Origin of the sequence: Nostoc sp. CHAB 5836 (assembly GCF_020829445.1) — a bacterium.
Taxonomy (GTDB): domain Bacteria; phylum Cyanobacteriota; class Cyanobacteriia; order Cyanobacteriales; family Nostocaceae; genus Nostoc.
In genome coordinates this window covers 17,239-40,962 of the sequence record NZ_JAIVFV010000026.1, presented here as the reverse complement: position 1 = coordinate 40,962, position 23,724 = coordinate 17,239, and the positions used below count along the sequence as shown (strand labels likewise).

22 protein-coding genes and 1 pseudogene are annotated in these 23,724 nt (G+C 42.6%); 17 read left to right on the top strand and 6 right to left on the bottom strand.

The window, feature by feature from the left end:
• Positions 1 to 69 precede the first annotated feature (69 nt).
• Positions 70 to 1,329: a glycosyltransferase family 4 protein gene (locus tag LC605_RS08025; RefSeq protein WP_229547040.1), complete on the bottom strand. Its 1,260-nt coding sequence runs from the start codon at positions 1,327 to 1,329 to the stop codon at positions 70 to 72.
• 151 nt (positions 1,330 to 1,480) lie between these two features.
• Here LC605_RS08025 and LC605_RS08020 point away from each other — a divergent pair, with 151 nt between their 5' ends.
• Together LC605_RS08020 and LC605_RS08015 are read left to right on the top strand one after the other, a co-directional pair.
• A complete protein-coding gene (locus LC605_RS08020; RefSeq protein ID WP_229547054.1) occupies positions 1,481 to 2,242 on the top strand; it encodes a DUF429 domain-containing protein in 762 nt (253 codons plus the stop codon).
• A 37-nt stretch (positions 2,243 to 2,279) separates the two neighbouring features.
• Positions 2,280 to 2,747 carry a DUF29 domain-containing protein gene (locus tag LC605_RS08015; protein WP_229547039.1) on the top strand — a complete coding sequence of 156 codons (468 nt, stop codon included), beginning with the start codon at positions 2,280 to 2,282 and terminating at the stop codon, positions 2,745 to 2,747.
• A 528-nt stretch (positions 2,748 to 3,275) separates the two neighbouring features.
• Here the strand turns inward: LC605_RS08015 and glgP are convergent.
• Complete coding sequence (glgP, locus tag LC605_RS08010) at positions 3,276 to 5,840, bottom strand: alpha-glucan family phosphorylase (protein ID WP_229547038.1); 2,565 nt, start codon at positions 5,838 to 5,840, stop codon at positions 3,276 to 3,278.
• Positions 5,841 to 6,449: 609 nt separating this feature from the next.
• Positions 6,450 to 6,773, bottom strand: a complete 324-nt coding sequence (locus LC605_RS08005; RefSeq protein WP_229547037.1) for a hypothetical protein — start codon at positions 6,771 to 6,773, stop codon at positions 6,450 to 6,452.
• Positions 6,774 to 7,353: 580 nt separating this feature from the next.
• On the opposite strand from LC605_RS08005, the gene LC605_RS08000 reads away from it, so the two are divergent.
• Both LC605_RS08000 and LC605_RS07995 read left to right on the top strand, forming a co-directional pair.
• Entirely contained in the window at positions 7,354 to 7,470 is a 117-nt protein-coding gene (locus tag LC605_RS08000; RefSeq protein WP_041566417.1) for a photosystem II reaction center protein I, read from the top strand.
• 194 nt (positions 7,471 to 7,664) lie between these two features.
• Entirely contained in the window at positions 7,665 to 10,547 is a 2,883-nt protein-coding gene (locus LC605_RS07995) for a DUF3769 domain-containing protein (RefSeq protein ID WP_229547036.1), read from the top strand.
• 472 nt (positions 10,548 to 11,019) lie between these two features.
• Here LC605_RS07995 and murJ read toward each other — a convergent pair whose 3' ends face one another.
• From murJ to LC605_RS07980, 3 genes are all read right to left on the bottom strand, one after another.
• On the bottom strand, positions 11,020 to 12,624 hold the full coding sequence (gene murJ / locus LC605_RS07990) for a murein biosynthesis integral membrane protein MurJ (RefSeq protein WP_229547035.1): 1,605 nt from the start codon (positions 12,622 to 12,624) through the stop codon (positions 11,020 to 11,022).
• Positions 12,625 to 13,126: 502 nt separating this feature from the next.
• Positions 13,127 to 13,633, bottom strand: coding sequence for a pentapeptide repeat-containing protein (locus tag LC605_RS07985; protein ID WP_229547053.1), 507 nt, complete (start codon positions 13,631 to 13,633; stop codon positions 13,127 to 13,129).
• 99 nt (positions 13,634 to 13,732) lie between these two features.
• Positions 13,733 to 15,253: an LCP family protein gene (locus LC605_RS07980; protein WP_229547034.1), complete on the bottom strand. Its 1,521-nt coding sequence runs from the start codon at positions 15,251 to 15,253 to the stop codon at positions 13,733 to 13,735.
• 115 nt (positions 15,254 to 15,368) lie between these two features.
• Here LC605_RS07980 and LC605_RS07975 point away from each other — a divergent pair, with 115 nt between their 5' ends.
• From LC605_RS07975 to LC605_RS07920, 13 genes and pseudogenes are all read left to right on the top strand, one after another.
• Positions 15,369 to 16,535: a mannose-1-phosphate guanylyltransferase gene (locus LC605_RS07975; protein ID WP_229547033.1), complete on the top strand. Its 1,167-nt coding sequence runs from the start codon at positions 15,369 to 15,371 to the stop codon at positions 16,533 to 16,535.
• A 220-nt stretch (positions 16,536 to 16,755) separates the two neighbouring features.
• Positions 16,756 to 18,402: an AarF/ABC1/UbiB kinase family protein gene (locus LC605_RS07970; protein WP_229547032.1), complete on the top strand. Its 1,647-nt coding sequence runs from the start codon at positions 16,756 to 16,758 to the stop codon at positions 18,400 to 18,402.
• A 105-nt stretch (positions 18,403 to 18,507) separates the two neighbouring features.
• Positions 18,508 to 19,488 (top strand): ATP-binding cassette domain-containing protein, encoded by a 981-nt coding sequence (locus tag LC605_RS07965; RefSeq protein WP_229547031.1) that lies wholly within the window; start codon positions 18,508 to 18,510, stop codon positions 19,486 to 19,488.
• 43 nt (positions 19,489 to 19,531) lie between these two features.
• Positions 19,532 to 20,401 (top strand): DUF29 family protein, encoded by an 870-nt coding sequence (locus tag LC605_RS07960; protein WP_229547030.1) that lies wholly within the window; start codon positions 19,532 to 19,534, stop codon positions 20,399 to 20,401.
• A gap of 75 nt (positions 20,402 to 20,476) precedes the next feature.
• Positions 20,477 to 20,755, top strand: coding sequence for a hypothetical protein (locus tag LC605_RS07955; protein ID WP_229547029.1), 279 nt, complete (start codon positions 20,477 to 20,479; stop codon positions 20,753 to 20,755).
• On the top strand, positions 20,752 to 21,201 hold the full coding sequence (locus LC605_RS07950) for a PIN domain-containing protein (protein WP_229547028.1): 450 nt from the start codon (positions 20,752 to 20,754) through the stop codon (positions 21,199 to 21,201). Before LC605_RS07955 ends, LC605_RS07950 begins: the two co-directional genes overlap by 4 nt.
• Before the next feature lie 133 nt (positions 21,202 to 21,334).
• Positions 21,335 to 21,703 (top strand): hypothetical protein, encoded by a 369-nt coding sequence (locus tag LC605_RS07945; RefSeq protein ID WP_229547027.1) that lies wholly within the window; start codon positions 21,335 to 21,337, stop codon positions 21,701 to 21,703.
• Positions 21,700 to 21,972, top strand: a complete 273-nt coding sequence (locus LC605_RS07940; protein WP_229547026.1) for a type II toxin-antitoxin system RelE/ParE family toxin — start codon at positions 21,700 to 21,702, stop codon at positions 21,970 to 21,972. Before LC605_RS07945 ends, LC605_RS07940 begins: the two co-directional genes overlap by 4 nt.
• 392 nt (positions 21,973 to 22,364) lie before the next feature.
• A complete protein-coding gene (locus tag LC605_RS32855) occupies positions 22,365 to 22,490 on the top strand; it encodes a hypothetical protein (protein WP_267868462.1) in 126 nt (41 codons plus the stop codon).
• Positions 22,477 to 22,623, top strand: a pseudogene (locus LC605_RS07935) (type II toxin-antitoxin system PemK/MazF family toxin); the annotation flags it as partial. The gene LC605_RS32855 and the pseudogene LC605_RS07935, both read left to right, overlap by 14 nt.
• Positions 22,624 to 22,722: 99 nt before the next feature.
• Positions 22,723 to 23,049 carry a hypothetical protein gene (locus LC605_RS07930; protein ID WP_229547025.1) on the top strand — a complete coding sequence of 109 codons (327 nt, stop codon included), beginning with the start codon at positions 22,723 to 22,725 and terminating at the stop codon, positions 23,047 to 23,049.
• Between the two features lie 6 nt (positions 23,050 to 23,055).
• Positions 23,056 to 23,505: a nucleic acid-binding protein gene (locus tag LC605_RS07925; protein WP_229547024.1), complete on the top strand. Its 450-nt coding sequence runs from the start codon at positions 23,056 to 23,058 to the stop codon at positions 23,503 to 23,505.
• Positions 23,490 to 23,723: a hypothetical protein gene (locus LC605_RS07920; RefSeq protein WP_229547023.1), complete on the top strand. Its 234-nt coding sequence runs from the start codon at positions 23,490 to 23,492 to the stop codon at positions 23,721 to 23,723. Before LC605_RS07925 ends, LC605_RS07920 begins: the two co-directional genes overlap by 16 nt.
• The last annotated feature ends 1 nt before the right edge of the window (position 23,724 follow it).

The following is a 23,724-nucleotide window of genomic DNA, read 5'->3' as shown; positions in this document are numbered from 1 at the left end:
TTTATTCGCGGCTTTGTTTGAGACAAAAAATATTTATTCATGATGCTAATGATCAATGACAATAGTTACTTAATTTCTGCCAAATCCTTTAGAATTTGGGGTTTTTTTCAAACTATTAGAACTTTTACCAGCGAACATCCATTGCAAATGCTGTGGTAACAGTTTCGCCAAATCATAACGCTTCAGAATTGTCTCTCGCGCATTGGCACGAATTTCATTCATCTCTTGAGGATTATTTAGTGCTTCTTCAACCCTATCAGCAATATTCTGGGGAGAAAAGAAGTCTACCAGCAGTCCATTTACCCCATCCTGTACAACTTCCAAGACTGGCGCAGTCTTAGAAGCTACTAATAAACACCCTGCTGCCATTACTTCTAACATTGACCAGGATAAAACAAAAGGACGGGTTAAATAAATATGAGCAGAAGAAGCTTGCAAAACCTGAAGGTACTCATTGTAAGGTAGCCTATCTGTAAAGTGCAGCCTCGATAAATCCAAAGATAATTTTTCTAACATTAATTGTTTATAAGTCTGGTCATCGGGGAGATTTTTCCCATAAGCAACTCTATCTTCTCCCACAACTACCACATGACACTTAGGTCTTCGCTGCTGAATTAGCGCCACCGTTTCCATAAACTGCGGAAAACCTCTATAAGGTTCCATCCCCCGTCCCACATAAGTTATCAACTCTTCCACATGAGAAAGATCAAGATTTATTCTTGGTAAAACTAACTTTGCGCCTGGTTTGGGAACAAAATATTTGGTATCAATACCATCGTGAAGTACAGTAATTTTGCTATGATATTCTTTGGGAAACTGCTGGCGCTGCCAATTCGTTGGAGAAAGACCGCGATCGCAAGTATATAAATCAGTCAAAATCGGGGTATTTTTGACGCGGATGCGGCATTCATCATCAGCAGTCAGTGGATCATCGGGATCAAAATCTGCATCGGAACCGTGAGCATGGTAAAACCACTCGAAATAACACAATAATTCTGCTTTCGGGAAAACATCTTTCATGAATAAAGTCGGCCCCCAACCAGAATGACCATAAACTATATCAGGAACGAAACCCTCGGCTTTTAATTTTTCTGCTACCCGATAGACAGCCTGAGCAGTGAGAACAGCGTTTTCTAGGTTGCGAACATAGTGGTGGGTTTGGGGAGCAGCTTCACGAGAAGGAGTATAAATAGCTTTATAAACGCCAGGTATTTCCCCTTCACGTCGATTTGTCCCAAAAACGACTTTGTAATTAGCATTTTTACCTAAAACTGTTACTAGGTTGCGAAATTGCGAGGGAAAATTGGGATGTAAAAATAAAATTTTCATTGGAACAATCTTGATTAATTTATTGCCAGATAAAATAAATTAAGGCAAGCTGCTTAAGATTATAAGATTATTTATCACGATTTTTAGCAAGTAAATTTAGGTAAATGGTTGCCCGAAAATGCGAAAATAATCGCAAATTCGTGTTATGACCATGAAATTTATTGGCATTGATTTAGGCTGGCGATCGCAACCAAGTGGACTGTGCTGCTTAAAATGGATAAATGGAGAACTGCAACTACTTGATTTAGACCGCAAAGAAGCGATCGCAGACATCCTCACCTGGATCGATCAGAGCGTACAACCAGACGAACCAGCCATCATCGCCGTCGATGCACCTACCCTCATACCCAACGCTACTGGGAGTCGCCTCGCCGACAAACTCAGCCACAAGTACTTTGGCAAATATCATGCGGGATGTTACCCAGCTAATCAAAACCTATCCTTCGCAGAACGCACCATCAACTTTGGACTACAATTAGAATCACGCGGTTTTGCACACGCACCCACCATCGAACCGCAAAAACTTGGCAGATATCAAATAGAAGTCTTTCCCCACCCAGCAATCGTTAATCTATTCAACCTAGAACGCATCCTCAAATACAAAAAGGGACGTATCAATGAGCGCCGCCTAGAACTAATCAAACTCCAAAATTATCTTCTCGATATCCTCCCCTCTCTTTCTCCTCCTCTGCGTTCTCTGCGCCTCTGCGGTTCCTTCCCTTCCGAAATCCCCACCACAGGCGCAGCCCTCAAAGCAGTTGAAGATAAACTAGATAGCCTAGTTTGCGCTTATGTTGCTGCTTATTGGTGGTATTGGGGAGAACAACGTAATTTAGTACTAGGCGATGTCTACGACGGGCATAGCTGCGACACCACTGGCTACATTATCATCCCCCACAGAATATTATCCTAAAATTGTAATATCCTAAGATTTAAGTCGAGGATATTTTATGGAAGGAGTTAGTTCTAACTTAAGTTTAAAAGAGCTTTACGAAATTGATGATCATCTCTGGTTAGAGGAAACAATCAAACTATTGAAAGCTAACAACTTAGAACAATTAGATTTAGAAAATTTAATTGAGGAGTTAGAAAATTTGGGTCGGAGAGACAAAGCCAAGGTTGCTAGTTTATTAGAACAAATTATTAGACATCTTTTGTTGCTGCAATATTGGACAGAAGAATCTCAGTATAATTCTGGACATTGTAAAGCAGAAATTAGAGGTTTTAGATATCAATTAAAACGTAATTTTACAACGAATCTATCTCAATTTTTAGAAAATGAATTAGCATCAATTTATGATGGTGCTTTAGGATATGTAATTGATAAAACCGAAGGCAAACTAGATAACTTACCTCAATTTTGTCCTTACACTTTAGAACAGCTACTAAATATTAATTATCTACCTGAAAATGTTTAGTACCAATTCTTTGTGAAGTTGCATAGAATTCGATCCCCCCTAGCCCATGCCAGTCGCTCATGGGGGAAACCCCCATCGCCCTTGGCGTCTCCCCTTGGGAGAAGACCGCGCTGGCTCCCCTTAATAAGGGGGGAACCGGAATCAAAGTCCCCCTTTTTAAGGGGGATTTAGTGGGATCAAAAACTTTTTGCTACCGACCAGAGGACTTTTCAAACATCCTCTTAGGCTTCAGATATTTTGATGTTAATCTGGTTCTTGGCCAAATAGTGTTCATCAAGAGCGCGTCTTAGCATCATTTTAATCACAGCTTCACGGCTAATTTTGTTCTCTTTCTTCTCTTTCTTTGCGTCCTTTGCGTCCTTTGCGGTTCGTTAAAAAAATTGACTTTGGCAAAGAGTTTTAGCCTTAACTGAACTGTATTGAAATATATTCTCCTTCACCATCATAACGAAATGGCACAATAAAAGGCGTTGCTAAACTTAAATCAGCAACGCCTATTTTTGAGTATTCAATAAATACTCACTACTCTTATTCTGCCCAAGCAATCAACCTTGGTTCATAGGGATTAGCTAGGTATTGATTTTTTGGCAATACACGCAAAGACAAGCCTTGTAAACCAGAAGCAGTATAAGTGATATTACTCGTGTAGATACTCAATTGCTGTCCATCCTCTCCTTGGTAATCCATCACCACTGGCACAGCATTGACAATATCACCATTGGCATCGATCGCACCTTGATATAGCTCTACCTGCACATCATCATTGGTCAAAGTTGCCAAGTCAACCTTAGCTTTGACAGCAACGGTTTGGTTAACCTCAATGTCTGAAGCAGCCGATACGTCAATATCTTTGATTCTGATATTAAACCAGTGTTCGGCCAGTTTTTGTTTCCAAGCAGCTAGTTCTTTAGCTGGGGCATAGTTATCAACAGTCAGGGTATGATAGCGATCGCTAGCCGGGAAATAAGCTCTCTGTGCATATTCTCCCACCATCCGCGCTGTATTAAAGAAGGGACAATTCAACCGAATTGCATCCTTCATTTTCGCAACCCACGGACGGGGCAAACCATCACTATCCCGTTGCTCATAAAATAGCGGTACAACTTCCTTCTCTAACAACTCATAGAGAGCATTTGCTTCTACTTCATCTTGGTAGTTGGGATCATCGTAATTCTCTCCATGTCCAATGGCCCAGCCTGTGCGGACGTAATCAGCTTCATCCCACCAGCCATCTAGTACACTTAAATTCGGCAAGCCATTCATTGCGGCTTTCATCCCACTAGTACCAGAGGCTTCCCGTGGACGACGCGGTGTATTTAACCAGATATCGCAACCCGCAACCATCAACCGGGCAATATGAATGTCGTAATTGGGAACAAACACTACCTGTTTCTCTAAATGGTGTTCGCGGATAAAGTGATTGATATCGCGGATGAGTTCTTTACCTGGTATATCCTTGGGATGTGCCTTACCAGCAATTACAAATTGCACTTTCCGGTCTTTGTTAGCCAGCAGAAGCCGCTTAATCCTTTCCAAATCGCGCATCCAGAGGGTAGCACGTTTGTAGGTGGCAAAGCGACGGGCAAAGCCAATGGTGAAAGCGTAAGGATCTAAAACTTCTTGAGCTTGGACAATTTCGGAAACGGAAGCGCCGCGATCGCCCAGATGTTTGACCAAATGCTCTCGCACATACAAAACCATATCTAAGCGACAGCGTTCGTGATTGCGCCACAATTCCTCATCGGGTATAGCATCCATCCGCTCCCATAATGGGCTATCGGGTGGTGCTGATGACCAGTTTGGCCCCAGGTAGCGATCGTATAACTCTTGAGTCGATTTCGCTACACAACTCCGAGCATGGACACCATTAGTAATTGCGGCGATCGGCACTTCTTCTACTGGTACTTTCTGCCATAAGCCTTGGAACATTTGCCGCGACACCACACCGTGTAATTGCGCAACACCGTTAGAAAATGTTGCCATCTTCAGCGCCAGCACTGCCATACTGAAAGGCCCAGATAAATCGCCTGTATTCTCGCGCCCCAGTCCTAAAAATTGTTCTTTTGGTAAGCCAAATATCTCTGCATAGTACCCCAGGTAGTACAACATTTTGTCGGGAGCGAACAAGTCAATTCCTGCTGGTACTGGTGTGTGGGTGGTAAAGATGTTGCTGGAAGCTACCACCTGTCTTGCTTGGACATAATTCAGTCCCTCTTCCTGAATCAGCAAGCGGATGCGTTCTAAGGCAGAGAAGGCGGCGTGTCCTTCATTCATGTGGTAGGCGGTAACCTTCAGCCCCAAAGCTTTCAGCATTTGCACACCACCGATCCCCAGCATGATTTCCTGGTGGATACGCATATCGATGTCGCCACCATACAGCTGATCTGTGATGTCTTGGTCGTAAGTGTTGTTGGGTTCAATGTTGCTGTCCAACAGATACAGGGGCACCGTTCCTACCTGTACGCGCCAAACTCTGGCATATACCTTGCGTCCTGGATAATCCACCGCAATCCGCAGTTCTGAACCATCAGCATTGCGCTCCAGGTGCAAGGGCATATTATAGAAATCGTTGAGCAGGTAGCGTTCTTGCTGCCAGCCATCGGCATTGAGATACTGGGCAAAGTAGCCCTGCTGATATAGTAAACCGACGCCTACAAGGGGTAGACCCAAGTCACTGGCAGATTTGAGGTGATCTCCCGCCAGAACGCCCAAGCCGCCAGAATAGACGGGCAAACAATCTACAAGCCCAAATTCCGCCGAAAAATAGGCGTAGCATTCTTTTGGTTTTTGCTCCCGTTGTTTTTGATACCAAGTGCGCTCTTGCAAATAATCTTCTAACTGCCGATCAGCTCGATCCATTTGGGCTAGAAAGCCTTCATCTTCGACAACTTCCAGAAGCCGCGATTGAGAAATAGTACCCAACATCAACACCGGGTTATGATGGCTAGACTCCCATAGGTCGGAGTCTAAGCGACGAAATAAATCTTTAGTTTCAACGTTCCAATCCCAGTGCAAGTTATATGCTAGCCGCCGCAGTGGCTCTAGTCGCGGCGGTAGTGAAGGGGATACGTTAAATGTGCGAATTGGCTGCATAGGTTGGCAAAACTCCAAGTTTAGTTATGGTTATTGTTTACTGTCTTTACCAATGTTGCCAATTCTTTATACTCTAGTTTGTGAAAAAGCGATGACTTTGTTAAGCATTGAGAATTCTTTTTAACCTCGCTGCTAAAGTTTACATCAAGGTGTTTCAAATTCTATGCGTTACTCTGGGCCATGTACTTGGTATATTAAGATTTAACCATTTACTGGCATCTATCACTTAAAAAAATCTTGTTTTGAATAAATAATTTATATTTATTTTAGTATTGATTCCGGGGATCAATTCTAGGGTGTTGGCTGAGGGTGAAAATTCCCCATAATTGTTTCCAGGAAAGTTTAATTTTTAATTATTTTTTCATAAAATTGCGCTGGCAAAGAAGCATTACATCGCTGACGGGGCGCACACCTGTTAAAAGGCGGTTAGAAACCGCGTCTACACAGACGAAACCCGCCTGCGCGGGTTAAGAAACCTTAATTTTCTTTGAGTCCGCGTAGGCGGACTTCGTTTGTATAGCCGCGAATTATATTCGCCCTGGCTCTAAGTTGACACCAATTATTAAATATAGACATTAATTCCGAAAAATGGCTTAGGAATGTGTGATTTTATGCACCTAATGAAGGCTGATCTTTAGTATTTTTAGTCATCGACAGAGCTATAGCTGCTGCATAAGCAATCTCGGCTGCCATTTGATAAGCAAGTTTGATACTCGATGAAGCGTCCTTGGCTTTAGGAGAGAGAGAAGCTTTTTTTCGGCGTGACTCTTGTTTGATATCACCTGCTGCAATAGCTCGCTGTAAAATGATCCAGGCATCTAAGTCTTCTGAGTCATAATTACTTTGAAGCTGCGATCGCAGTTTATCTTCGGCTAAAATACTCAGATAGCCGATAGTTAGAGCTTCTTGGACAATTTCTTTAATTAAAGCCATAATTGGAACCAAGTATGTGAGTTAAAACCGATACCTCAATCCGGGCATTTGATATTTTTTCTGGACTTCTCCTGCAAACTAAGCTACTTTTTAGCTTTCTTTCAATAAAATTTATAATAACTAGTGCTAAGAACGCATCACCCTTTTGGCTCACCCGAATGGGTGATTTACAAATCTTTAGATACAAGTAATAGGGAAGAGGAAAATTTTTAGCTTTTTAACGAAGAGGGGGATCTAAAAGTCCCTAAAGTCACAGCGAAACACTTTTCAAACAACCTCTAAAACCCAAAATTCAAAATGGTATAACCTGTTCACTTTTTTGGGAAACCTTTGCCGTCAGTCAACGTCACAAGAGTAAACTGTCTGTGAGTTATTTCTTAAGGGCATCTACAAAGTCAGACAACTGACATCTGGCGCCATTCTCAATAACCGTAGGATCGGCACTGTCAGTCCTCAGCCCCCAATCCCCAGAGTCCTCTAAAAAAGGGACGAGATTTAGGTAATATAAAGGAGCTATCTTTTCTGCATGGTAGATCCTGAAAGAAAAGCCCTCTTTGTCTTACCCCTTGGAGATATTTCTATGCTGACTTTAAAAATCGCTGTTTATATTGTTGTTGCCTTCTTCGTAACTATCTTCATCTTCGGATTTTTATCGAACGATCCCGCTCGTAACCCCGGCCGTCGGGACTTAGAGTAAGAGAGCGATCAATCATCCGCGACTTTGGAAGGCGGAAAATACTAAACGCCACGGAAGCTTACTAAACGAAAATTAGTAAGTTTCTTCCTCCAGGTAGCTTGCTGTAGGTAGCAGAAGGCGACAGTCGGAAGGCAAAATGTAATTTATCCTTCCGTCCGTCATTTGGCTGTTTGTTAGCCCGATTTTGCTCAAATATGCTTCATCCAGTTCTGCCACCCGATCCGCCTTTGATCGTCGAATCTTTACAACCTGTAAATCCCACCTCATCTGCTAATCATACAAAGTTTCTTCCAGGTGTAGATACTGGAATACACGAAAACACAGACAAATCCAAGCAGCCCAAGGCTTTGGCTAATTTGGCAATTACAGGTAACACCAAAAGTGATCTGCCATTGCCAGTTGTGATCAACTCAACTGAAGATGATTTGGTAATTGCCGAAAGATCCTCTGTACCTGATTCACCAGCAGTTTCGCCCCATACTGACTCTAGAAGTGCTGCGCTTTTAAAGCAGTCCTTTGTCGTTGATTCTGACAATTCAGGTCATCTGGAAAACCTCTCTCTAAATCTCTCTCCTAAAAGGAGAGAGACTTTAAATTTTCCCCCTTCCCGCATCGGGAAGGGGGTTAGGGGATTAGGTCAATCGTTAGCTTTTCCAGATGACGGGAAAATTCAGGTCGTTGGTTATCCCACGCAGGAGGTTTCAACCTCTAATCGCCAAGCTGAAGGTAAACCTTCTGAAAAACTCGATCAGCGATCGCTAAATCCAAACTCTAGTGGTGGAAAAAAACAAACCTTTTTCGACTCTGGTCGCTTTAGCTATAGAGTTTCCCCAAGTCCCCTTGTCACTCAATCTCCGCGTCCTCTTCAAATTGCCCCAACTCTCACAAATAGCCACAAGTTAGTTAAGTCCAAGGCGGAAATTTTCGCCGAGAAGTTAACCCACCAAACACAGCAACGTGATATTACTGCACAACAGTCTCCAAAAGCAGACAATATCTCTGTATCTGCTACCGATCTTGCACCAAGTTCTCAATCAGTAGAAAATTTTATCACATTCAAGTCTCGTAACCCCACAAACCAACTCTCAACGCCCATCACTGTAGAATTTAAGTCCCAAAGCCAGCAACAAAGCCAAGCACCAACGCCTACACCAGAGTTAAATTCCACCAATCAGCCACAAGGTCAACCATCTGACACAACTGCACCAGCTAGCACACCGCCAGCCAGACCGAGAATTGTGGAAGTCACTTCAGATCGGCAAGAGTATGACGAGCAACGGCGAATTATTACAGCTGTAGGTAATGTAGTTGTGCGATTTGATGGGGCCGTGGTGGATGCCGATCGCCTGCAAGTTAATTTAGACAACTTGATTGCGGCGGGTGAAGGCAATGTAACTTTAACAAGGGGCGATCAAGTACTGCGCGGACAGCGCTTTACCTATAACTTTGTTCAAGATAGTGGGGAACTGGAAAATGGTAGAGGAGAAATTTACGTACCCTCAGCCCAAACAGATTTTGCTTTTTCACCCACCGATATAACTGCTGGTGGAGTCCCAAAACGTCCGCCCAGCGATCGCATTAGAGCCAATCAACCCGTTTCTGGTGTCAGCAGCCCTGGAGGAATTGATCTGACATTTGGTGGTCAGGCAAATGCTAGCAACATCGCCCCACCGAAAACAGGGGGTGTAGTTAATCGACTCAGGTTTGAAGCCCAACACATTGACTTTTATCCCCAAGGCTGGAAAGCAAGGGATGTCCGCATTACCAATGATCCTTTTTCGCCCCCAGAACTAGAGTTGCGTGCAAATCAAGTCACTCTGACGCGAGAGACACCTTTGGTAGACCGCATCAGGACACAGGGGCAACGTTTGGTATTGGATCAAACGGTTTCCTTACCAATTCCGGTGAATCAGCAGACTCTTGACCGTCGGCAGCGCGAGGTTACACCAGCAATAGTCTCCCTCGGCTTTGATGGAGATCGGCGGGGTGGTTTATATATTGAGCGTGGCTTTCCAGTGTTGGATACAGACCAGACTAGCTGGACGATCACACCTCAGTTATTAGTACAGAGAGGCGTGCAAGAAGGGACGGGTGACTTAGGCGCACTGTTGGCTGTGAAGACAAAGATAAATTCTGTTTTGAGTCCACGAGCAGTAGTTGAGGGGACTGGGGAGTTAACTAGTTTTGACTTGAATCAGGTGGAAGAAAATTTGCGGGTGAATTTGGGGTTGCGCCAGACATTAGGCACTTCCCTTCCTCATATCTTGAATCTGCAATATAACTACCGCGATCGTCTTTACAACGGTACCCTCGGCTTTCAAACTGTCCAGAGTAGTTTTGGCGGCGTGATCACCTCTCCTGTGATTCCTTTAGGAAAAAGTGGCATCAACCTCAGCTATCAGGCAGGCGCTCAGTATATCAATGCCAACACCGATCGCCAAGACTTACTAAAACCATTGCGGGAAAACGATCGCATCTCACTAGGTCGTTTACAAAGTAGTGCTTTCCTCAGTAGTGGGGTGTTGCTGTGGCAAGGAAAACCATTACCACCCACTGCCACCGAGGGATTACGATACACGGCTACCCCTGTAGTTCCTTACTTGCAGGCGATCGCTGGACTCACGGGCACTACCAGTTATTATACCAATGGTGATAACCAAAGCACCCTAACTGGTACAATTGGACTACAAGGGCAAATTGGTCATTTTTCTCGACCTTTTTTCGACTATACCGCCTTTAATATTAGTTACTCTCAAGGCTTAAATAACGGATTATCACCCTTTTTGTTTGACCGCTCCGTTGATAACAAAGTGTTGAGCGCTGGGATATCACAGCAAATCTACGGCCCTTTTCGCTTAGGCTTTCAAACATCTGTTAACTTGGATACTGGTAAAGAAACTAGCACCGACTACATTTTAGAATATAGCCGTCGCACCTATGGCATCACCTTACGTTACAATCCGGTGCTGGAGTTAGGCGGCTTCAGCGTCCGAATTAGTGATTTCAACTGGGGTGGTGGCAGTGATCCATTTTCGGAAATTAAGCCAGTAGTAGGCGGTGTGCAACAGGATAATTAGGTTGGCGCAATTAAAGTTAACTGGCTAAGGCTGTCATTTGTCATTTGTCATTGGTCATTTGTCATTTGTCATTTGTCATTCGTCATTCGTCATTCGTCATTCGTCATTTGTCATTCGTCATTTGTCATTAGTAAGGGTTTTAAGCTTATTTAACGTGAGTTCGACAAGTCTTATTTGACCTCTCCCCCAGCCCCTCTCCGAAGCGGAGAGGGGAGCAAAAAGCTTAATTTTTCGTTGCTCCTCCCTTTCCGTTTCCCAGAGGGAGGCTGGGAGGGAGAGGTTCATCGAACTCACGTTTATTTACGTTTCGTAACATACTTGAGTTTTTTCCCAGCAACGTACTTAAGCTCTTCGGTTGGGTTTCGTTCCTCAACCCAACCTACACATTTTTTATTTTTTTGCCAAAACCTACACATTTTTTATTTTTTTGCCAAAACCTGCGCAGTATTGGCTTGGGTGTATCAAATAACAGTTATTTCTTCAAAAAGCGCTGACGCAAGCGAGATATAAATATATTCACCTCTGGTATTTTCATCCATGAAGCGATCGCAGCAAACACCGCAATCCCCACGAAGCCTGATATACACAACTCCAACACTAGAATCAGTAAACCCGTTTTACCTAACAATCGCTGAGAACCAAGCAGTGTTCCATAGCTAGCAACACCACCGACAACGCTACCCGCAGTCAAACCCAAAATTGGCAAACTCCACTCACGCCAAGGTAAACCATTGAGTTTGCGATCAAGTAACCATAACAGCATTAACATTGAGCTGCAATTTACACCCGCTGTTGCCAACACTAAACCGGGAGCGCCAAAAGGTTTAACGAAAAGCCAATCTAATAAGACGTTGAGCAAGATGTTAAAAATACTGATGCGAAAAGGTGTCTGCCCATCCCCCAAGGCATAAAATACCCGCACTAAAACATCACGCCCCAAATAGACAAACATCCCAATTCCATAAGCCACTAGCAATGATGAAACTAGCTGTGTGGCTTCTGGCTTGAAAGCACCGCGCTCATATACCACCTGTACAATGGGTGCAGATAGCGCCACCATCAGCGCCCCTAGCGGTAGCATGGTAAAAGCAGTGAGTAGAAGTCCTTGGCGAATGCGTGATTTTAACTCCTGCCAATTTTCGGGGCCGGCAAGTTTGGCAAATATCGGTAATAGCGGTAGCAAAATAATATTAGAAATAATCCCTAAAGGAGTTTGTACTAATAGATTCGCATAGTTAAATCCTGCCGCCGCACCAGGGATAGGACTAGCAAAATAGAGGTCAGTGGCGACATTAATTGGCATCATTCCAGAGGAAATTGTTGCTGGGGTCATGATTTTAATGACTTCTTGAACGCCTGGGGATTTAAACTCAAATCGCAAGCGTAATGTGCCTAATCCTAACCGCCACTGGACAATTAGCTGCACTAACCACTGGAGAATTGCTCCTGCCAAAGTTCCCCAAGCTAAGACCATTCCCCCGATTAAAGCGTACTCCGGCTTAATAATGTCTTTGCCCAGTTCCATAGCCAAGATACCAAGGCCAGCAACAACGGTAATACTAGATAATAAGGGACTAATGGAGAGTAACCAATATTGATTGGCTGTATTGAGAGTACCAAAGCCAATGCCAATTAATCCCGAAAATAAAGCCATCGGTGCCATAATGCGGAGTTGTTGAATGGCGATCGCTCTGGTTGTCTCTTCCAAACCATGACCGACTAAATCAACGATCGCATCCGCAAATAAAATCTGAGCCACTGTCACCAGTAACAACAATCCAGCCACCAACGTCGTCACAGTTTCCACTAGGGGAGCCGCTTCTTCTCGCCGCCGCTTGGCTAAAACGCTGACAACTGCACTGTGTAATGGCCCATTTACACCACCGAGCAAGATTAATAGAAAGCCAGGGATAATATAGGCATAACTATAGGCAGTGGCAGCAGCACCAACACCAAAAACGGCAGCGATCGCTTGCTGCCGCACTAAACCGAAGATTTTACTAATTAATGTGGCTGCGGCAACAATGCCAGCAATTCCAGCGAATGAACGAGAAGGTTTTTGGTCTTGTTGTGTCACGAATAATACCCGACAACTCTTGCAGAGTGCATATCTTAAAACATTTAACCTTAAATCCGGCAGTCTGTCAGGTAAATTTTGACCAGTTATTCATTTTACAGCTATTTTCGGGTAAATAGACCACGGGGTAGGGAACAATGCTCATTGGTGTCTACTTTTGCTAGAAACGCCTATCTATTGGCTTCGTCACCCGCCTTGAACTAAAGTTCTTTGGCTAATAGCTAAAGTCTACTGAAGTAGACTAAAGATTTTTCCGATCATGTTAAGTAGAGCGACGCAAATAAAGCTAACTGGCTAAGGCTGTCATTTTTCATTTGTCATTCGTCATTTGTATGGGTTTAAGGTGTATTTACGTTTCGTAACATAGTTTGGTTTATTCTTGCCGACTTACTTAGTCATCTTTTAGATGACTTTCGCTATTAGCAAGGAACTTCAGTTCCTTGCGGGACATAACTTCCACCTTAAGTTGACACCCACGAGCAATATTCCGATCGCAAACCACCTACCGACAACCCAGACTCTCTCGCGTTGACACACCCGTAACTGGATTTACCCCATCGGCTCTTTTACACAATAGCGACACTTGATAGCGGTCAATCAATGCGTCTGTAAAATCAGCGCCAGTGATGTCAGCATCGTAAAAACGGCTGCTCGTCAAAGTTGCTTCTCTAAAAATGGTATTTTTTAGGTTAGCACTATCCATAGTGACGCGATCAACTAAAGCGCCTGTTAAATTCGCACCTTCCAAATTTGCCTTTAACAAAACTCCTTTAGTCAGAATTGCGTTGGTTAAATTCGCTCCTTGAAAATTCGCCCCTCGCATTTCTGCTGCTACAAAAGTCACACGTGCCAAATCAGCATGAGAAAAGTCACGATTTTCTAAATTTATATTGTTGTAGTTAATTGTGTTTACTTGAGCAAAAGCCGGTTTGGGATTAAGTATTATCCAGAAAAATGCTAGTGTCAAAATCAAAATTAAACCAAAAAACCGGAGTAAAATCTTTTTCATAATTTTATTATTTGTCATTAGTTCTTTGTCCTTTGTCATTAGTCCTTTGTCCTTTGTCCTTTGACTAATGACTAATGACTAATGACCAATGACCAATGACTATTTCCAATCTTTACCAATACGAATTGTCAGATCAGATTCTAAATCACCAATGGCCGACACCTCAATTTGACCCAAGCCTAAGACTTTTTGCAAATCAACTCCAACTCGCCGGTTGCCTTTTTGGACAACAATCTGAGTTTGACGTTGGGTATCTGGCCAATCAGGCACTTTGTAAATATTAGTAAAGCCTTTCTGTTTGAGATAAGCAATAACTTTTTCAGTTAGCTGGGGTTGATTGGAAGCATTTTGAATAGCAATTTTGAGGTTAGGAACCTGACGCATATCTGGTTTCAGACCAGGTACATTGACCCCAACATAATCATTCAACAGGCTCTGTTGTCCGGTCATATTTAGCCAATAGCTATCAGGGTCTTTGCTAAAACGGCTAAATGCACCAGGCAAAACAGTCATTTGGAAATTATCCCGATCTAGGTTGAGACCGAAGTTCACCAACGCCATCATTTCTTCCATCTTCAGGTTGGTATCAAAGTATTTTCGCATCAAGCGAGTTAATTGAGGCAACCTGGGTAAGACGGTAGGACTATTGAGGCGTTGCAGCAAGGCTGCGATCAGTGCTTGCTGACGCTGCACTCTTGGCAAATCTCCCAAACCTGGTTCGCGGAATCGGGCAAATTGTTCTGCTTGTTCGCCGTTGAGGGTTTGCCAGCCACTGACCAAATTAATCGACAGCCGGCTGCTGGAGTCTTTATATTCCATTGATTGGGGAACAAAGACTTCTACTCCGCCTAACTGATCAACTAACTGCCGTAACCCGCTAGTAGAAATGCGGATATAGCGATCAATTGGAGCATTGTTTAAGGTACGACTAACTACCCGTGCTGCCAAGACTGGGCCGCCTTGGGCATTGGCATCAGATACCTTAGTTAATCCCTCTTCTCCCTTTTCTGGGATGGCGATCATCGTATCTCTGGGAATAGTAAGCACCCGTACAGATTTTTCACTAGGGTTGAGCCGTACCAGCAGCATGGTGTCGCTTTTGCCAGCAAAGCTTTCTGGTGAACCATCAACAGTATTGCCGACTGGTTCAATCCCCATAATTAAAATATTCATCGGTCGTGAAAGCTGGTACTGGGAGAGTTTGCTCCATAACTCCCCTGGTAGTGGTATTTTTACCTCATCTTTACCAGCAGTTCCTAAATCTTCATCTGTTCGATCTAAATTGCTCCACAACGGAGTCCAAAGCGCTAACGTTGATACTAGCAGTCCAGATAAGATAATGCCGATGACAACGGTCATAATCCACAACAGCCATCGAGGCATGGTCAAGCCCAGTCTCTCGTAAAGCTGATTGGGAATTGCACCCACTGATTCGACGACAGTACGGTTGGGATTCGTTGGCGGGTTTAGTTCCACCTCCTCCTCCAAGTCGGCGACTGGTGTAAGCGTTACTTGATTTTCCGTTCGTTGAAGTTGCTGCGATCGCACCTCAGTTTCAAATTCTGCTACTTGTTGTTGAGATGTAACCGGATTTTCCGACCATTCGACTTGTTTTATCACAATTATCTCCCCACTCAACCACTCCCTAAAAGTATGTTAATCCAAGCTACAAATATTGCCAGTGGAAAAGCTCACTGTAAACTTGTAATGTTCTTCGGTAGGCGTGTATGACAACATGAATACTTTATTGTTCCCCGTAATCCTTGCTGGTGGTAAAGGTGAACGTTTTTGGCCCTTGAGTCGCAAAGACCGACCCAAGCAATTTTTAAGTCTTGATGGTAGCTCTAGAAGTTTATTACAAGCAACCGCCGATCGATTGATTGAACTCGGTGGCGGTGAGTCCAGCGCTGCGCGAGGGTTTCCAACGCCAGTCGCTCATGGGGGAAACCCCCAAGACCGCGCTGGCTCCTCCGCAGGCGACTGGCGAACCCGAAAGGGGTGGGATTCCTTGTGGGTGATCACTTCTAGTCAGATAGCTGAAGGGGTACGCCAACAATTACCTGATCTACCAGTTGAAAACTTGCTGATTGAGTCGGAAGGAAGAGACACTGCCGCAGCCGTTGCTTGGACAAGTTTAAAAATCAAACAGCGCTATGGAGAAGACGCTGTGATTGGCTTTTTCCCTGCTGACCACTGGATTGCTGACCAAGAGGCCTTTGCACACACATTAAGTGCGGCTACGGAACTGGCAGCAAGCACAGCAGCGATCGTTACACTGGGGATCAAGCCTACTTTTCCATCAACCGGTTACGGCTACATTGAACAAGGTGAAAAAATAGGTAGCTTTAATGAGTTGCCAGCTTATCACGTCAACCGTTTTACCGAAAAGCCCAACCGGGAAACGGCAGAAACTTTTTTATCTACGGGACGTTTTAGCTGGAATAGTGGAATGTTCGTTTTTCGGGCAGGGGTTGTCCTCAAGGAACTGCATACCCATGCTCCAGAAATTATCGAACCTTTAGAACAACATGGCCCTGATATCTATCCCCAGTTGCCTAAGAAGAGTATAGACTATGCGTTAATGGAAAAGACCACTCTAGCATACGTTTTGCCAGTTGATTTTGGTTGGGATGATTTAGGAGATTGGAATGCGATCGAACGCTTACTGAAAACGGAAGATACTCCCAATGTGGAACTCGGTACTCATGTAGGGTTAGATACGCAGGGGGCGATTATTTACGCCTCAAATCCAGAGGATGTAGTTGTTACAATTGGTTTAGAGGACGTGGTGATTGTGCGCGATCGCAATGTCACCCTCGTTGTCAAAAAAGAACGTACCCAGGAAATCAAGCAGATCCTCAAAATCCTCCAAAGCGATTCCCGATTTACCGACCTGCTATAAAAGTTAAAACCCTTGGCAGAGGCGAAAAAGCCTATTTCTCTATTATAACTTGACTTTGGGCATTGGGCATTGGGAATTGGGCATAGGGCATAGGGCATGGGGCACTGAGAAAATTCTTTCTTTGCCGCCCCATCCCCCTCATCCCCCCCATCTCCCTCATCCCCCTCATCCCCCTCATCCCCCTTATCCCCCTCATCTCCCTCATCCCCAACTTCTCAAAATGTTCCTCACTCAAACTGTTCCCCGTCAACGAGAAATCCTTGAAGTCTTCCTTCGCAATGGCTGGGACTATATGCGAAGGTTACTTACTGGTGGCAAAGCTGATGAACCGCAGCTACCTACACCTGCGGTTTTAAAAAATATCCTAGTAGACTTGGGGCCAGTTTACGTTAAACTTGGTCAGCTACTTTCTACCCGTCCAGATTTACTCAACGCCGCCTATATTGAGGAACTATCAACTCTACAAGACGAAGTACCGCCAGTTCCTTGGTCAGAGATAGAAATAATCCTCCGTAAAGAATTAAAACTTTCACTAGCAGAAACCTTCAGCACAGTTAACCCGATCCCAGTAGCCGCCGGCTCAATTGCTCAGACACATCGAGCTACATTAATAGATGGTCGAGAAGTTGCTCTGAAAGTGCAACGTCCGGGAATTGATATTACGATCGCCCAAGATATTGCTTTAATTCAAGGTATTGCCGATTTAGTGGCGCGGACTGAGTTTGGGCAAACCTACGAGATCAAATCCATCGCCGAAGAATTTACCAAAGCCTTAGAAGCCGAGTTAGATTTTACACGGGAAGCGGGTTTTACAGACCAACTGCGGCGGAACTTATCTAAAAGTCGCTGGTTCGATCCCACGCAAATAGTGGTTGCACAAATTAACTGGGAATTGACCACAGCAAAATTACTGGTGATGGAATGGCTGGATGGCGTGCCGTTTCTGTCGGCGGATTTGAACAACAACACTAATGGTAAAGACCCGGCTGTAGAGCGTAAAGAAATAACTACTTTATTATTTCGGGTATTTTTTCAACAACTATATATTGATGGGTTTTTTCACGCTGATCCCCATCCAGGAAACTTATTCTATCTCAAAGATGGTCGTGTTGCCCTCTTAGACTGTGGCATGGTGGGAAGACTTGATCCCCGTACACAGCAGATTTTAACAGAGATGTTGTTAGCGATCGTTGATTTAGATGCTCAAAGATGCGCTCAATTAACTTTGCAGCTATCAGATTCTGCTCAACCAGTGATTTTATCACGGTTAGAAAATGATTACGATCGCATGTTGCGAAAGTATCACAATGTCAGCCTAACCCAAATAAACTTCAGTCAGATAATTTATGAAGTATTACAAGTTGCCCGCAACAACAAAATTAGGTTGCCTAGTAATATGGGTTTGTATGCCAAAACCCTGGCGAATTTAGAGGGTGTAGCACGGACATTCAACCCAGAGCTTAATTTTTTCGATGAAGTCAAACCATTAATTACAGACTTGTTTCGTCGGCAATTACTCGGTGATAATCCGGTGCGATCGCTATTACGCACAGCTTTAGATATCAAAAGTCTGTCTCTCCAATCTCCCCGCCAAATTGAACTATTATTAGACCGAGTTACCTCGGAAACCTTACAGTGGAATCTATCACTACGAGGTTTAGATGGTGTACGGCGCACTATGGACGATGCTGCTAACCGACTATCTTTTAGTATATTAGTGGGTTCCCTGATTATGGGTGCAGCAATTATTTCCACCAGAGCGCAGACAACACAGCTATCTTTTTTAAGCACCACCCTGTTTGCAGTCGCTAGTTTATTGGGTTTGTGGTTAATTATTAGCACATTGCGATCGGGGCGTTTACGGTAAAACCATTTTACATTTTGAGTCGCACCAAAGGTGTGCTGGAAGCGCAACTTGGATTTTCGATTGAAGAAAAATCTCAAATCTAAAATCGGTTCTAATATAAAAAATATGTCAATCATCATTGCTGAAAATCTGAGTAAATATTATCCAGTGGCAGTTAAAAGTCCGGGAATTAAAGGTACAATCAAGCATTTTTTTCGCCGCACTTACCGCTCAATTAAAGCAGTTCAGAATGTTTCTTTTGAAATTGCCCCTGGTGAAATAGTGGGGTTTTTAGGCCCAAATGGTGCTGGTAAAACTACCACACTCAAAATGCTCACAGGGTTGATTCATCCCTCTAGCGGTACAGTCAGAGTCGCTGGACAAGTTCCCTTTGATCGTAAAGAAGCATTTTTACAAAAAATTACCTTGGTAATGGGGCAAAAGCAGCAGTTAATTTGGGACTTACCAGCGCTCGATTCTTTGAAAATTAATGCTGCTGTATACAACATTTCTGATAAAGAATTCCAACGGCGGGTAGGAGAATTAACAGAGATGCTTTCCCTGGAAGGCAAACTTACCCAACCAGTGCGGAAGCTGTCTTTGGGTGAGCGAATGAAGGCAGAATTATTGGCAGCACTTTTGCATCGTCCCCACGTATTGTTCTTAGATGAACCGACGCTGGGATTGGATGTAAATGCTCAAGCAGCAGTGCGCGAGTTCTTGCGCGAGTACAATCAGCGTTATCAGGCTACAGTGCTTTTGACCAGTCATTACATGGCTGACATCACAGCTTTATGTCAACGGGTACTGTTGATTCACCAGGGAAGGCTGATGTATGACGGAAGCTTAGATGGACTGCTGGAAAGTTTTGCTCCTTACCGAGAAGTCTATATAGAGTTAGCCCAACCTTTACCAATAGAAAAACTTATGACCTATGGTGATGTGAAACTCTTAGAAGGGCGAGCAGTGCGTTTTATGGTACAGCGAGAAGCGCTCACGCGCACCGTATCTCAGATTTTAGCGGATTTGGAGGTAATTGATTTAACTGTCACCGAACCGTCTGTGGAAGAAGTAATTGGACGAGTTTTTCAGGCAGGTGTTGTGTAGGGAGTGGTGAAGGTGAGTAATTTTTGTAGTGGGAAGTGAAGAAATGAAGCAGATAATCAGAAAAGCCGTAACTTTACTGTTAATATACTACGCCTATATGGTTGAGTATCGAGCAGAACTAATATTATGGGTTTTAGCTGGGTCTTTGCCAATTATCCTCATGGGTGTCTGGATACAGGCAGCACAAGGAGGACAATTTGGGCTATCACCTGTGGATTTTGCCCGTTACTTCATCACGGTTTTCATTGTCAGACAACTCACAGTTGTTTGGGTAATTTGGGAGTTTGAAAGGGAGATTGTGCAAGGCAAGCTTTCACCCAAGTTACTACAACCCCTCGACCCAGTATGGCATCACGTTGCATCCCATATTTCTGAAAGATTTGCTCGTTTAAACTTTGCTTTTTTATTAGTAGGATTATTTTTTGTTCTCTATCCTCAGGCTTTTTGGATACCAAGCTGGGATAGATTTTTGCTCTTTATATTGGCGGCGGGACTAGCTTTTACTTTGCGGTTTTTGATTCAGTACACCTTTGCCATGTTTGCCTTTTGGACAGAAAGGGCTAGCGCTTTAGAAAATTTAATTGAAGAGATTGAAAGTATGGGAAGAAGTGATAAAAATGCTTTAAGGAGTCATCTTAGAGTGCTTTTAATGCACCTTCTCAAATACAAATTTCAACCCCAAAACCGATCTAATAGCTGGTTATATACAATCTATGAACATCGTCAAAGATTACAAGAAGCATTTGTAGATAGTCCTAGCTTAAAATACTATTACACGGAAGTTTTTGACAGTTGTTACCAACACGCTAGAAAAGAAGCATCTATTGAAACAGGTCTTCCTCTGTCTATTTTTCCCAAAGACTATCCTTTTTCTGTTGATGAAACCTTAGATTCTGATTTTTTTCCAAATTAATCATAATCGAGGCAAAAGACTTTTGCTATTATCCAGATGAAGACTTCTACAATTTAGGGACTTAGGAGACAAGAAATGACTATACGGTTACAACTGAAACCAGAAATAGAAGCTCGTCTCATTGCTGAAGCTACTGCACAAGGTTTATCGGTAGAAGCTTATCTTGCATCTCTGATTGAAAACAGTTTAACCAGCCACGAAGAAAAAAAATTTTATCAAGTATCAACTCAGGAAGAATGGGAAGCTATATTAACAGATTTAATAAATAGTCCTGCTTTTTCTTTAGCACTAGCACTTTCAGATGCAGCGATTAGTCGAGAGAGTATTTACACCAGAGAAGATGAAATGTTATGAGCTATTTGGTGGATACTAATATTTTGCTGCGTTTGGTACAGAAGAATAGCCCAATGCACTTTGATACTCAAAGAGCGATATTGATGCTCAAGAGACAAGGAGAATTATTATATATAATTCCACAGAATCTCATTGAGTTTTGGGCTGTTGCTACAAGACCAATTAATAGTAATGGTTTAGGGTTATCCACGGCTCAAGCATTAGAAGAAACTGATAAACTCAAGAAGATATTTATACTACACCTTGATACACCTGCTATTTTTGGTGAGTGGGAATCTCTAATTGTTAAATACCAAGTTATGGGAAAACAAGTGCATGATACACGTTTAGTTGCGGCGATGACAACATACAATATTACACACCTACTTACATTTAACATTGATGACTTTAAACGTTTTTCTGCGATTGTAGTTGTTGATCCGCGCAGTGTTACACCGCAGTCTTAATTATATTGCAGAGCGATCGCACACTAGAGATTTTGCAGGCGATGCCAACTCTTAGAGACGCTACGCGAACGGCGGGCTTCGCCTACGCTCTTTTTAACGAACCACAGAGGCGCAGAGAACACAGAGTCAGAAGATGATGATCCTATTGTGGTGGTTGAGTTGCGATCGCGGGAGTTTCGGATATCACTTTTTTGTTTCGCGCAAAGTTGCAGCGAAGCGATCGCCTACTCAAAATCTTCTATACTTGTACTATGTAAAGGTAATCAAATTCTCTATGATTACAAGCACTAATACCCAAATGAAAATCGATCAATACCCATTTGCTCAAGAATTAATCACAGATACTCAAGGTAACATTCGTAAAGTAATTATAGATTTTCCAGACTATCTACGCTTATTAGAAGTAATTGAAGATGAAGGATTGATATTAGCAATCAAGGAAGTACAACAAGAAACACCATTAAATATTAATGAGGCGTTAGCGGAATTAGAAAGAGAGTGAATACCCAGTATCTATCCAGCTTTATTAAAGATTTAAAAGCACTAAAAAGTACACCTTACTATGAGACTATTAAAGTACTTGCTTTTGAAGAAATACCACAAATAGCTAACTTTGACGAAATTACTAACATTAAAAAGCTGCAAGGATATGATGATATTTATCGTATTCGTATAGGTGATTATCGGATCGGGATTATATTTGACGCTGAAACACTAATATTTCAGCGTGTGCTACATCGTAAAGATATTTATCGATATTTTCCAAAGTGAGTCAAATTAGTTACTTTGTGGAATTGTGCGATCGCTCTTTTTAACGAACCGCAGAGAACACAGAGTCAGAAGAGAGCGATCGCACGCTGGATATCTAGCGATCGCTCTTTTTAACGAACCACAGAGGCGCAGAGAACACAGAGGAAGGAGAAAAGAGGGGATACCTGCGGTAAGTTATGCTAACGCACACTGTAAACGCCATATTTTGATTAGGATCAATAATAGCTCGACTCTATAAACTTATATGCAAATCAAAGAAATTCTCCAAGCACTTCCAAGTTTGAGCATAAGCGATCAGCTAAAGATAGCTGAATCAGCCCTGCAATTGGTTCTTCAAGAAAAACACTCACTTACCAAAGATGAGCAAAAACGCCAATTAACACGCTTCCGCAATGACAGCTATTCCAGATTATGCACCTGGTAGTGAATTAGATATATTCTCTGACTTAGAGGGAGAAGACTTTTGCTACTATCGAGATGAAGACTTCCACAATTCAGATAATTATGTACAGAGGTGAAGTCTGGTTAGTTAATTTAGATCCAACAGTAGGGACAGAAATTAGCAAAAAACGTCCTTGTATCATAGTTAATGATAATGCTATTGGGATTTTGCCTTTGAAGGTTATTGTCCCAGTCACAGATTGGAAAGAAACTAAAATAGCCATTCACGCTAAAATATAATATAACTACCAGTGCTAAAACTGATTAATATCTACTCGTGTTTTTAAATTATCTACTTGCAAGGTATTTATGAACAATAATCAACCGCTCACAGCACAATCATCAACTACACCCCGCGCTGAACTATTATTAGAAATTCAACAAACTCCAGAAGAATATCTACCAGAGTTATTGCAATTTGTACGTCTATTTCGTAAAAGCGTGACGATGAAACAAACATCATTAAATAACTGGGAAAATGCTCTTAATGAAATTAATCATAGCGATGCCGTCAAACAACAAGAAAGGAAAACAAACATCAAAAAAATATTTGAGTTATGGAATGAGTTAGATGAACAAGAAGAACAACAAGAAACCTTAGAAATTATTGAATCTATGAAAGGTATTTCTATTTAAAATAGGATGAGCAAGGTTATTATCTTAGATTCTGCACCTGTGGGATTAATTACTAATCCAAAAGCAACGCCTCTAGCTGTCCAATGTCAAGAATGGTTTTATACGCTATTTGAGAGAGGATTTGAAGTTATTTTACCAGAAATTATAGATTATGAAATTAGACGGGAATTGTTAAGGGCAAATAAATTATCAGGAATTAGAAAACTTAATCAACTCAAGTCAGAAATTATCTATCTTCCTATTACAACAGAAGTTATGTTGAAAGCAGCAGAGTTATGGGCCAAAGTCCGAAATCAAGGTAAATCTACAGCAGATAATAAAGCTTTAGATGGTGATGTAATTTTGGCATCTCAATCTATTTTAGTTGCTAATTATGGGCATGAGGTTATTATTGCCATAAGTAATAAAAAACATCTATCTATTTTTATTGATGCTAGAGAATGGCAAAAAATTTAGAAAATGAACCGAGCGATCGCTTTTTTAACGAACCACTCCAGGCGCAGAGAACACAGAGGATGAAGAGAGCGATCGCACTGTGGAGATTTGGCAATGCCAACTCTTGGAGAGGCTACGCGAACGCCAACGCTTTTTTTAACGAACCACTTCAGGCGCAGAGAAAACAGAGTCAGAAGATAGCATTTTTAAAATACTCTTCATTTTCAGTAACAGACTAAA